Origin of the sequence: Symbiobacterium sp., assembly GCF_040797425.1 — a bacterium.
Classification (GTDB): Bacteria; Bacillota; Sulfobacillia; order Symbiobacteriales; family Symbiobacteriaceae; genus Symbiobacterium.
On sequence record NZ_JBFNEH010000076.1, the window covers coordinates 1 to 10,572 of the forward strand.

Annotated in this window: 12 protein-coding genes; 9 read left to right on the plus strand and 3 right to left on the minus strand. The window is 66.2% G+C overall.

Annotation, left to right across the window (positions count from 1 at the left end; all coding sequences use genetic code 11):
- Positions 1 to 67: 67 nt before the first annotated feature.
- Genes AB2385_RS15740 through AB2385_RS15750 form a run of 3 tightly spaced genes read left to right on the plus strand, consistent with a single transcriptional unit; the run spans position 68 to position 1,632 of the window.
- Entirely contained in the window at positions 68 to 601 is a 534-nt protein-coding gene (locus AB2385_RS15740) for an O-acetyl-ADP-ribose deacetylase (protein WP_367655963.1), read from the plus strand.
- A gap of 37 nt (positions 602 to 638) precedes the next feature.
- On the plus strand, positions 639 to 1,196 hold the full coding sequence (locus AB2385_RS15745) for an ECF transporter S component (protein ID WP_367655964.1): 558 nt from the start codon (positions 639 to 641) through the stop codon (positions 1,194 to 1,196).
- 4 nt (positions 1,197 to 1,200) lie between these two features.
- Positions 1,201 to 1,632: a DUF120 domain-containing protein gene (locus AB2385_RS15750; RefSeq protein ID WP_367655965.1), complete on the plus strand. Its 432-nt coding sequence runs from the start codon at positions 1,201 to 1,203 to the stop codon at positions 1,630 to 1,632.
- On the opposite strand, the gene AB2385_RS15755 is transcribed toward AB2385_RS15750, so the two are convergent.
- Positions 1,586 to 2,122: a hypothetical protein gene (locus AB2385_RS15755; RefSeq protein WP_367655966.1), complete on the minus strand. Its 537-nt coding sequence runs from the start codon at positions 2,120 to 2,122 to the stop codon at positions 1,586 to 1,588. The two genes, AB2385_RS15750 and AB2385_RS15755, sit on opposite strands and share 47 nt — an antisense overlap.
- Positions 2,123 to 2,142: 20 nt before the next feature.
- Positions 2,143 to 2,469, minus strand: coding sequence for a hypothetical protein (locus tag AB2385_RS15760; protein ID WP_367655967.1), 327 nt, complete (start codon positions 2,467 to 2,469; stop codon positions 2,143 to 2,145).
- Positions 2,470 to 2,744: 275 nt separating this feature from the next.
- On the opposite strand from AB2385_RS15760, the gene AB2385_RS15765 reads away from it, so the two are divergent.
- The 5 genes from AB2385_RS15765 to AB2385_RS15785 all read left to right on the plus strand — a co-directional run bounded on the left by AB2385_RS15765 (position 2,745) and on the right by AB2385_RS15785 (position 7,448).
- Complete coding sequence (locus tag AB2385_RS15765; protein ID WP_367655968.1) at positions 2,745 to 4,520, plus strand: carbon starvation protein A; 1,776 nt, start codon at positions 2,745 to 2,747, stop codon at positions 4,518 to 4,520.
- A gap of 78 nt (positions 4,521 to 4,598) precedes the next feature.
- Positions 4,599 to 4,874, plus strand: coding sequence for a hypothetical protein (locus tag AB2385_RS15770; protein ID WP_367655969.1), 276 nt, complete (start codon positions 4,599 to 4,601; stop codon positions 4,872 to 4,874).
- A 48-nt stretch (positions 4,875 to 4,922) separates the two neighbouring features.
- On the plus strand, positions 4,923 to 5,942 hold the full coding sequence (locus tag AB2385_RS15775) for an ArsA family ATPase (protein ID WP_367655970.1): 1,020 nt from the start codon (positions 4,923 to 4,925) through the stop codon (positions 5,940 to 5,942).
- A 1-nt stretch (position 5,943) separates the two neighbouring features.
- Entirely contained in the window at positions 5,944 to 6,972 is a 1,029-nt protein-coding gene (locus AB2385_RS15780; RefSeq protein ID WP_367655971.1) for an ArsA family ATPase, read from the plus strand.
- Positions 6,972 to 7,448 (plus strand): hypothetical protein, encoded by a 477-nt coding sequence (locus AB2385_RS15785; protein ID WP_367655972.1) that lies wholly within the window; start codon positions 6,972 to 6,974, stop codon positions 7,446 to 7,448. The genes AB2385_RS15780 and AB2385_RS15785 overlap by 1 nt, the downstream gene beginning before the upstream one ends.
- Positions 7,449 to 7,811: 363 nt before the next feature.
- Here AB2385_RS15785 and AB2385_RS15790 read toward each other — a convergent pair whose 3' ends face one another.
- A complete protein-coding gene (locus AB2385_RS15790; protein WP_367655973.1) occupies positions 7,812 to 9,641 on the minus strand; it encodes a methyl-accepting chemotaxis protein in 1,830 nt (609 codons plus the stop codon).
- A 482-nt stretch (positions 9,642 to 10,123) separates the two neighbouring features.
- Here AB2385_RS15790 and AB2385_RS15795 point away from each other — a divergent pair, with 482 nt between their 5' ends.
- Positions 10,124 to 10,546 (plus strand): hypothetical protein, encoded by a 423-nt coding sequence (locus AB2385_RS15795; RefSeq protein WP_367655974.1) that lies wholly within the window; start codon positions 10,124 to 10,126, stop codon positions 10,544 to 10,546.
- Positions 10,547 to 10,572 lie beyond the last annotated feature (26 nt).

A 10,572-nucleotide genomic window follows, 5' to 3' on the forward strand; every position in this document is an offset into this window, starting at 1 on the left:
GCTAGAATGATCTGTAGGTTGACAACTCCGGCATGAAGAGCCACAGCGTCGGCAGGAGGGATGACGCATGAGCACCTGGCTGGACGGACGGATTGAGATCGTGACAGCCGACATCACAACTCTGGCGGTGGATGTCATCGTGAACGCCGCCAACCCGAGCCTGCTGGGCGGCGGCGGAGTGGACGGTGCGATCCACCGGGCCGCGGGCCCGGAACTTCTGGAGGAGTGCCGCACCCTGGGCGGGGCCCGCCCGGGCGAGGTGAAGATGACCCGGGGCTACCGGCTGCCGGCGAAAGCCGTGGCCCACGCCGTGGGGCCGATCTGGCGGGGTGGGAGCCACGGCGAGGCGGAGACCCTGGCCTCCTGCTACCGGCAGGCACTGGCGCTCGCCGAGCAGAACGGCTACCGATCCATCGCCTTCCCGTCCATCTCCACGGGCGCCTACGGGTACCCCATCCGGCAGGCGGCCCACATCGCCCAGACGACGGTGCGGGACTACCTCGAGTCGACGCAGGTGCCGTTGCATGTGATCTTCTGCTGCTACACTCCCGGCGACACCGCGGTGTACGAAGAGGTGGCGCGGGAAGTGCTCAGCCGCTAGGGGGAGGCGGCTGCCAGTGAAGGGGAGGCTGGTAACCATGGAGGCAACCACCACGCACGCAAAGGCCGTGCGCCAGACCACTGCCTCCGGCATCCTGGCCGGCCTGGCGGTGGCCCTGGCGCTCACCGTACGGTTCCCGCTGCTGCCCGCGGCGCCCTACCTGCTCTACGAGCCCAGCGACGTGCCCCTGCTCCTGGGGGCGTTCCGGCTCTCGCCCGCGTGGGTAAGCGGCATCGCCGGGGTGGTCGCGGTGGCTCTGGCGCTGGTGGGTGGAGGCGGCCCGATCGGTCTGGTCAGCCGCTTCGTCGGCAGTGCCGCGCTCGCGCTCACCGCCGCGCTGATCCACCGGCGTCTGGCCCGGCGGCGCCGGGGCCGCCTGATCAGCGTCGCGGCGGGCATTCTGGTGTACACCCTCGCCGAGGTGTTACTCACGGTCGTGCTGGGACCGCTCTTCTTCGGCGACATGCGCACGGCCCTGGCCATGGTGCTGCCCGTGGTGGTGCCCTTCAACCTGTTGAAGGGAACGATCAACGGGGCGGCCGCGCTCATCGTCGACTCCGCCGTGGCCGCAGTAGCCGCCAGGAGGGATGCCTAGCGGTATGGACACTCGGGTGCAACTGACCGGCCGCGTCACCGCCGGCCTGGGCAAGGCCGGGCCCGCCACACAGCTGGACTGGTTCCGGGCGGCCATGCGGCGGCTGTGGGGCTTCGAGCCCGCGACGGGCACGCTCAATGTGATCGTGGAGGGGGACTGGCGCCCCATGGACCGGCTGCTGCTCAATGCCGGAACGGTGGTGGTTCCCCCGTCGCCGGACGTCTGCTGTTCGATCGTACTCCCGGCCCGGCTCGAGAAGGGCGTCCGCACCGTGCCGGTGATCCTGTTCCGGCCCCTCGTGGACGGCTACAATCCGGCGCAGGTGGAGCTCCTGTCGGCCATCTGCCTCCGGGACGCGCTGGACCTGCGCGACGGCGACCAGGTGCGCATCAGCGCCGAGAACCGTCCGCCGGCCGTGAAGTGGGTCGCCGGGTGACGCCGGCCAGCTCGCACACCAAATCCAGGGCAGCCGCAATCGCAGCCTCATCTCCGCTCCCGACCTGAAGGGTCAGGCGGAGGTGGGGCTGCGTCGCGTTCAGGGCCACCCCCGTGAGCCCGCGGATGCCGAAAGACGCCGGATTCAGCTGCTCCCCGGCACGGGGCGGGCGGACGAAATCGGCGTGGATCAGCACCTGATCCCGCCGCCCTCGCAGCCGGTTCCACGCCAAGGCCAGGGGGAAGTCGCGCGGCTCCAGCAGACAGAGCAGGTACAGCCCCGCCAGCGGCGCCGCAGGTTCGCCGACCGTCACGGCGAACGCGGAGCGGCCGTGCCACTGGACCGTGGGCGCCCGGCCCGCCGCGCCGATGGACGCCCGGACGGCACCCAGAAGCTGCGAGGCCCGCCGCCGGTTCACCAGATTGCCGGCAAAGTACCAGACCAGGAAGACGACGGCGATGGCCGTGACCGCGATCTCGCCCGTCCCCATGCGATCGCCTCCGCTTGCGCTCAGTGCATGTGTGGCGCGTGTTCGATGACCTCGTGCTCCTCCAGCTGCCGGTGCATCCAGCCCTGCAGGTCCGGCAGGGCGTAGGGGAGCAAGCGCAGACCGATGGACGAGTTCATGAGCGGGATGCCGATCAGCTCGCCGAAGAGGACGAGGTTCATCACGTCGTTGTACTTGGCCCGCTCGTGCTGCAGCTCATGGTACCACTCGAAGAAGAAGAGGCCCCACAGGAACTGCCCCACCTTCTCCCGCAACGTCCGCGGAGCCGCGTGCAGCCGCCCGTGCCGCACCCAGGGCTCGTGCCTGTGGCCGTGGTGATGACCTCCCACCCGCGTCACCTCCGCCTCTCAGGTGGCTGGCTTCCAGAGAAGTTCGGGAACGCGCGGGCAGATCCCTGCCTTGGTGGCAGAATATTGCCGCAACCGTCCGCTACCCTGCAGGAAAATCGGGGGTGGGAGGAAAATAAAGTAGACTTACTACTGCCAATACTCTGTCATCTTTGCTCAGGAAGGAAGATGTGTCTGCTTCAGGGAGGAGGTGTGAAGACCCAGAAACCCAGCCTGACTGCCGCAAGCCCAGCAAACAGAGAGGAGGTTACGGAGGGATGAGTTCGCCGGCCCTGTTCGTGCTGCTGGCGCTCGTGGCCTACGGCATCGCGTACTTCGGGTACGGCAAGTGGTTCGACCGCACGGTCTGGAAACCCGACCCCAGGCGAACGACACCGGCGCACATGTACACCGACGGCGTGGAGTACTTCCCCGTCACCAAGTACGTCCTGTGGGGCTACCAGTTCAAGAGCGTCGCCGCCCTCGGTCCCATCCTGGGCCCGTACATCGCCATCAACTACGGGTGGGCCCCGGCCCTGGCCTGGATCATCCTGGGCAACTTCTTCATCGGCTGGCTCCAGGACTACGGCTCCATCATGCTGTCGATCCGGAACCAGGGGCGCTCCTTCGGCCCGATCACCTATGAGTTCACGGGCAACACCGGCCGGAATACCCTGCTGGGTTTCATCCTGTTCTATCTCCTGATCATCTCCGCGACCTTCATCTATTTCATCGCCCTCTTCTGGCACATCTTCCCCTCGACTTTCGCCGCCACGGTGGGCATCCTGCTGGTCGGCGTCCTCACCGGGCAGATGCTCTACAAGCTGCGCATGAACGTCGTCACCACCACCATGGTGGCCCTGGTGCTGATGGCCCTGGTGATCTGGGCCGCCGCCACCTTCCCCTTCCTGCAGACCCCGCAGGGCGCCTGGCCGCCCAATCCGGCCCAGGGCGTCGAGGCGGGCGGCATCGCCGGCGCGTGGTCGCTCCTGGTCTGGGGCCTGGTGGCCTGCGTGATCCTGTACCTGGCCTCGGTACTGCCGCTGCCCACCTTCATCCAGCCCATCAACTACGTCTCCTTCTTCCCCACCTTCCTGGCGGTGATCCTGATCCTGTTCGGGGCCCTCATCTCCAACTTCACCGGGGTACGGCTGGAGCAGCCGGCCTGGGTGGGCTTCAACCCCAGCGGCAACAACCCGATGTGGCCGCTGCTGTTCGTCGCCATTGCCTGTGGCTCCATCTCCGGGTGGCATAGCCTTGTGTCCAGCTCCTCCACCGCCAAGCAGCTGGACGTGGAGACCGACGCCCACCCGGTCGGCGCCGGCGCCATGCTCTCCGAGGGGCTCCTGGCCCTGGCGTCGCTGGCCGCCTACATGATCATCCCGCGGGAGCAGCTCAGCGGTAACGTGGGCTCCTGGGTGGCCGGCGCCATCAAGTTCACCGCCCCCTTCCTGGGCGGCGAGGCGGCCGCCGGCTTCCTCCGGGCCTACTACGGCGTGGTGCTCATCCTCTACGCCCTCACCGTGCAGGCGCTGGTCACCCGCTTCTGGCGGCTGGTCTCCACCGAGGTCTTCCAGGGCCGGCTGGCCGTCCTGGGCCAGAAGCACGTCGCCACCTTTATCGGCCTGCTGATCCCGCTCGCCTTCGCCGCCACCGGCTCCTGGAACAACCTGTGGCTCTACTTCGGCGGCTCCAACCAACTCTTGGCGGGCCTCGCCCTGATGCTGATCACCATCCACCTCGCCCGCACGCAGGCGCCCACCGTCTACACCCTGATCCCCGCGACTTTCATGATCGTCACCACCATTACCGCCATCGGGTGGCAGGTGGTGAAGGTCTACCTGCCGGCCTTCCTGGGCACCACCCCCACCCTGGTGCAGTATCCGTTCAACCAGTACCCGGCCTTCAGCCGGGCCATGGACGGCATCTTCGTCCTGGTGGGCATCGCCCTCTTCGTCCTGGGCCTCGTGATGGCCTACAAGACCTACTCGGCCTACGGGACCGCCCGGCGCATGCACGGCGCCAGTCCTCAGATCGCCACGGGCGACGACTAGCGCCCACCCCGGCCCGGGGCGTCCCCGGTGGGCGCCCCGGGCCCCGGCCATTCCCCTCGAGCGGAGGTGAGCGAGGCATTGAGCGAAAAGGACCGGCAGAAGAAGGGCGGCTTCCTGAACGCCCTCAAAGGTGTGCTGTATGGCATGGCCAGCCACGGCAACGTGACGGCGGCGCTGCGCACCCGGATGCACATGGAGCACCTCTTCATGTTTATCACCCTGGGCGACATGCTGGGCATCCCCGTGCTGCCGCCCTACTACTCCCTGCGGATCCTGCCGTACGCGGTGCCGAACATCGAGTCCTGGAAGCAGCGCGTCTTCCGGGAGCGGGACTTCACGGACGCCATTTACTAGCCGTCGCCGCCCCGGCGGGGCCAGACGGAAAGCAAGGAGGCAGCGAACGTGCCGAAGGGCTTGGGTGCCTACTTTGAGCAGAACCCGGAGGCGGAGATCGTCATCTTCGCCGGCAAGGGCGGGCTGGGCAAGACCACCAGTTCCTCCGGGCTGGCGTATTATATGTCTCAGGTGATGAAGAAGCGGACGCTTCTCTTCTCCACTGACCCGCAGGCATCGCTCTCCGACATCTTTGAGCGGAACATCTACGGCCAGGGCGAGGTGGAGCTGCTGCCCAACCTGTTCGTGGTGGAGATCGACGCCGACCGCCGGGTGCGGGAGTACCAGCAGCAGGTGAAGCAGAAGATCATGGACATGTACGGCCTCGACGCCGTGCCCAGGGAGATCGAGGAGTACATCGACTCCACCTCCGCCGAGCCGGCCATGTACGAGAGCGCCACCTACGACGCGATGGCGGAGCTGGTGGCGAAGCGGGAGTACGACATGTACATCTTTGATATGCCGCCGTTCGGCCACGGGGTGCGGATGGTGGCGATGGCCGACATCCTCTCCAAGTGGGTGGAGAAGATCACCGACGCCCGGGCGAAGGTGGCCGAATACGACGCGGTGGCCGCGACGCTCAAGGGCGAGGCGGCCCGCGAGGACGAGGTCATGAAGGAGCTCATCGACATCCGGAACAAGATCAAGTCGTTCACCGACCTGCTTACGGCCAGGCGGCGAACCGCCTTCTTCATGGTGCTGATCCCCGAGCAGATGGCGATCCTCGACACCGAGCGGGCCCTGAAGATGTTCGAGAACCTGGGCATCCAGATGTCGGGCCTGGTGGTGAACCAGGTTTACCCGGCGGAGCTCCTGCAGCAGGAGGGAACCTCCGACTACCTGCGCAACCGGGTGGCCATGCAGCAGGAGCACCTGCGCACCATCGCCCAGAAGTTCGGCGACAAGGTACAGGCGGTCGTGCCCATGTTCACCCGGGAGCCGAAGGGCATCGAGATGATCAAGACCGCGTCCGAGTACCTCATCAACTGCCAGGTGCAGCTGCCCGCCGTCAGGGGAGGTGTGGCGTGAGATGACGCAGACCTTGCGGGAGTTCCTGGACAGCCGGCCGAACCTGCGGTACATCTTCACCGGCGGCAAGGGCGGCGTGGGCAAGACGGTGACGGCCGCGGTACTCGCCTACCAGTTCGCCCTCGAGGGCAAGAAAACGCTGGTGGCCTCGCTCAACCCGGTCCACTCGCTCACGTCGGTGTTCGGGCAGAACCTCTCCGGCGGCCAGTTCCGGCAGGTGGAAGGCGTGCCCAACCTCTGGGCGGTGGAGGTAGACGCCTCCGACGTGGTGGCCCGGTACCGGGAGAACATCGCCAAGCGGGTGCGGGAGTTCCTGAAGTACGCGGACATCCCGGTGGACGCCGGCCCCTTCGTCGACATCGCCGTCACCAACCCCGCCTTCGAGGAGTCGGCGATGTTCGACAAGATGATCGACGTCATGCTGAACGAGGCGAAGGACTTCGACCGCATCGTCTTCGACACCGCGGCCGTCGCCAACGCCATCCGGCTCATCGGACTGTCGAAGATCTACGGCCTGTGGCTGAGCCGGATGATCCAGAGCCGCAAAGAGGCGCTCTCGCTCCGGGTGCAGCTCTCGTTCCGGAAGGAGAAGGTCGAGGAGGAGGTCCGCAAGGACCCGATGCTGGCCGACCTGCTTGACATGAACGACCGGTTCACGCGGGTAAAGAAACTGCTGGTCGACCCGGAGATCACCGCGTTCTTCTTCGTCACGCTGCCGCTCACGCTCCCCATCTCGGTGGTGCGCCGGTTCATCGAGCAGGTGCAGGCCTACGACATCCCCGTGGGCGGGGTAATCGTCAACTCTTGCATCCGCGCCGACGAGGCCCGGAAGGCGGCGGGCGACGAGTACCTGCAGAACAAGTTCCGGGAGCAGGAGGGCTACATCCGCATCATCCAGGAAGACCTGGGGCCCCTGGTGCGCTCCTACATCCCGCTCTACAAGAGCGAGGTGCACGGCCTGGAGGCCCTGAAGGAGGTCGCCCGCGACATGTTCGCCCCGGCCGACGCCGCCCTCTACCTCGCCTCGTGATGCGGGAGCAGCTGCTGTCGGCGCGCAACCTGCTCCTGGGGACCACCAACATCCTCCTCCTGGCCGTGCCGGAGGGCTGGCGCGTGCTGGACGGCCCTGCCGCCCCCGAGGTGGACCGCTGGAGTGAGCGGGAGAACCGGCGGTGGATGAGCCAGGGACAAGCATCCTACCGGCTCGCCTGGGTGGCCCCGAGCGCGCCCGGCCTCGCCCGGGCGGAGGTCGAGCTGCGCATCGTGGCCTCCCCCCTCCCCGCCGGGGTTCCGCACGCCGTCCGCCGCCGGTACGTCACCCTGCGGCGGGGGCTCCTGCCCCGCCGGGAGGTGCCTGCGGCGGTGGTGGAGGTCGACTGCCCACTCACCGAGCGCCGGCTGCGGCTGGAGCTGGTGCCGGCGCTGCGCCGAGAGGGTCTCGCGGCGGGCCAGGACGACCTCGAACAACTCGTCCGGGCGTTGCTCGAGGGGCTCCGGTGCCATTGAGCTGAAACGCGCAGGTCCCCGTGGCCAATCCCTGCCACGGGGACCTGCGCATTTTCGCATGCCGGGCGGTCACGGCCGCCCCCAGATTCCACTCCCCAACCCCTCGGGGAAGATGCCGGGCGACCGTGCCAAGTCGAGTGGGACCGTGCCCCCGTAGTCCATGACGTGGTCCAGTCGCCGATACGGAACCTCTGCAAGTAGGAGCCCCGCTTCGATTCGGGCGTCATCCAGCCGGGGAAGTATCCCATCCCCTGCAGCCCCGACCTGCGCCGTGCGAAGGGGGGCAGGCGCTCCGCCGGCAGGTACCGGCGGCGCTGGCGAAAATCGTCTGCAGGCGCCTTCCCCGCGCCTCTTTTCGAATCATCACAGCCTGAACCGGTCAACTTGTTCCTGCAGTTGCTTCGCCGTCTCCAGCAGACTCTGCGCGGTTGCCGACACCTGTTCAGACGAGGCCGTCAACTCCTCCACCGAGGCCGACACCTCCTGTGCCGCAGCGGCGTTGTTGTGGGCCACTTCGTTGATGTGTGCCACCGACTGGGTGACCTGACTGGCCCCTGCCGCCATTTCCTCCACAGAGGCACTGTTCTCCTCCGTAAGGGCAGCGACCTCGTTGAACGTTTGCAGGACCTGAGTCGAGCTGACCTTTACCTGTTGTGCGGACTGCGCGATGGCAGCTACCGAGTCGGCGGCGTACTGCAAGGTGGTCAGGATCTCTGCCAGCGCCTGGCCGGCCTCCACCGCCAGTTCGTTTCCTGACCGGACACGCTCGGTGGTCTGCTCCGGGGCCTTCACCGCTTCGGCAGTGGCCACCTGAATCTGCCGCACCAAGTCCGCGATCTCACGGCTGGAGGCGGCTGATTGCTCCGCCAGCTTGCGCACCTCCTGGGCCACCACCGCAAAGCCTCGCCCGTGCTCCCCGGCCCGTGCGGCCTCGATCGCCGCGTTCAGCGCCAGCAGGTTCGTCTGATCCGCAATGTTGGCGATGACCCCGGTGATCGCACCAATCTGGCTGGAGTGCCGCTCCAGTTCGCCAATCCGCTCGGCGGTCTGCATCGCCATCTCACCGATCCGCTCGATTTCCTCGAGCGCTCGCTTAAGGGTCTCCCCGCCAGCAGAGGCGCGCGCCACCGCATCGGTGGCCCGTCCGGCCGTCGCCGTGGCATCGGCGACCACGCCGTCCAGCAGGTGCACCATCTCGTGCAGCAGCGTGGAGGCCCTCTCCATCTCCTCAGCCGACTTCGCCGCTCCGTCCGCGATCTGCTGCATCGCCTGCCTCAGCTGTCCCATGGTAGCGTCTACCTGGCTGGTGGAGACGGCCTGTTGGGAAGCGCCCTGTGCTACCTGAGTCGTCGCCTGGGCGACACCGGAAGACGCCTGAGCGGAAGCCTCTGCAGCTGTGGAGAGTTCCTGTGCGGAACGCGTCAGGGTCTCGCTGACCATGTGGACGCGCTGCAGCGTACTGCGCATGCTGGTCAACATCTGGTTGAACGCCGCGGCCATCTGGCCCAGCTCGTCGCGATTTCGCACCTGCAGAGGCTCCACCGTGAGGTCGCCCTCCGCCACGCGTGCGGCCGTGCCGGCAATGGCGGTGACAGGAGACGAGATTGCACGGCCCAGGATGATCCCGATAGCCAACCCGACGCCGATGGCCAGGGCCGCAACCCCCCACATGATCATACGAGCGTCACGGACAGTACGGTCAGCCTCCTCCTTGGCTTGCTCGGCGTAGCTGTCGCCGGTCTCGACAAACTGATTCAGAACGCCGACCGTACTCTCGCGCAGAACTTCCAGGCTGCCACGGTCCACATCCTTCCCCTGGAAAAGAACCACGAGCTCAGACCGATAGGCGCTGAAGTTTTCCTCGACCTGGTTCAGCATCTCCCTGCTCGTCTCCGACTGCGACAGTTCCCACGCCTGTGCCAGGGTCGTCTCCATCTGGTCGGCCGCCAAATGGAAGTCTTCGGCGTACCGCTGATCGCGAGTGAAAAGAAAAATCGAGGCTGCCCGGGCCATCTCATTCAGCGCCGCCTGCATGGTACGCCCCAACAGCTGCAAGTCCTGCACACGGCTGGCGTCTCCGTAGCTGTCGCGCATGTTCCTCATGCCAACTTCGCTCGTTGCGACGACGCCCCCCAGGAGGATGAGTATTACCAGGAATCCTGTGAGCAACTTGGTGCGGACACTCACTTTCATGAGCTGCCTCCTTTGCCTGGGCGCTTGTGAGAACGCTTGCTTGGCTGGTTCAGATCCTCACTGATGATGAAAAGGGACTTCGAAAGCACCAAGAACGCGCTTTGCACCGCTGTGAACTGGTTCGCATGGACCCGGAGAGAGGGCGGCGACGATATCAGCTGGTCTCGCCCCTATCCCTGCCGCGTCGCCTGCAGCCGACGGGGTAGGCCATGCAAACCCCAGGGCCTCTTGAGGACGAGACCGCAAGGCGTTCGTCCAGGCCCACGGAATCGTTTTCAGCGTAGCGTGGCTTTGCCAGCGTACCCATCGGGCAAAGGAGTGAAATGTAGACAGGAGGGTCATCGTCTCGGACGAAAGGACTAAGTCACGCGACGACTAGTCCTGGGAATTAGGCATCGTTTACGATAATGACATTACAACCTTCATCCTGAAGCGCAGAACATCGCGCGCGCCTTATTTCCTGTCTTTTTGCACAAGGGATGATGAAGATGAGCATACCCAGTGCGGTACACAACGCCGACCTGTTTGCACAACTGCAAGCAATCCAGGACGAACTCGCTCCGATCCTCGCGGTCTGTTTGGTCCTCGTCAGTGCGCAAGGGCGTGAGGTCACGCTGCCCTCAGGACTGCCGCTGGTCTGCAACCGCCGCGAATGCACAACGAAGTGCCCTCCCTGCCTGCAGTCCCTGCCTGCGGCTGCAGATGGCAAGATCAGGCAGTGCCCGTTCGGCCTTTACTGGGCGGCGCTCCCCACCACGCTGCGATCCGGCGAAAACGACCTGTACCTGCACGTTGGACGTACGACCGTGAGTGCAACCGTGGCCGCACATCTAACCCTGCTGCAACACCTCTGCACACTTCCCCTGAACGTCCCCACTGTTGTTGCCCGCGCTATTTGGCAGTGACTTGACTGGCGACAGTGTCGTTCGTC

Bases quoted from the DNA above. Each gene is read 5' to 3' on its own strand.
- AB2385_RS15740 (WP_367655963.1), top strand. From the start codon at position 68: ATGAGCACCTGGCTGGACGGACGGATTGAGATCGTGACAGCCGACATC.
- AB2385_RS15795 (WP_367655974.1), top strand. From the start codon at position 10,124: ATGAAGATGAGCATACCCAGTGCGGTACACAACGCCGACCTGTTTGCA.
- AB2385_RS15785 (WP_367655972.1), top strand. From the start codon at position 6,972: ATGCGGGAGCAGCTGCTGTCGGCGCGCAACCTGCTCCTGGGGACCACC.
- AB2385_RS15765 (WP_367655968.1), top strand. From the start codon at position 2,745: ATGAGTTCGCCGGCCCTGTTCGTGCTGCTGGCGCTCGTGGCCTACGGC.
- AB2385_RS15750 (WP_367655965.1), top strand. From the start codon at position 1,201: ATGGACACTCGGGTGCAACTGACCGGCCGCGTCACCGCCGGCCTGGGC.
- AB2385_RS15755 (WP_367655966.1), bottom strand. From the start codon at position 2,122: ATGGGGACGGGCGAGATCGCGGTCACGGCCATCGCCGTCGTCTTCCTG.
- AB2385_RS15745 (WP_367655964.1), top strand. From the start codon at position 639: ATGGAGGCAACCACCACGCACGCAAAGGCCGTGCGCCAGACCACTGCC.
- AB2385_RS15780 (WP_367655971.1), top strand. From the start codon at position 5,944: ATGACGCAGACCTTGCGGGAGTTCCTGGACAGCCGGCCGAACCTGCGG.
- AB2385_RS15790 (WP_367655973.1), bottom strand. From the start codon at position 9,641: ATGAAAGTGAGTGTCCGCACCAAGTTGCTCACAGGATTCCTGGTAATA.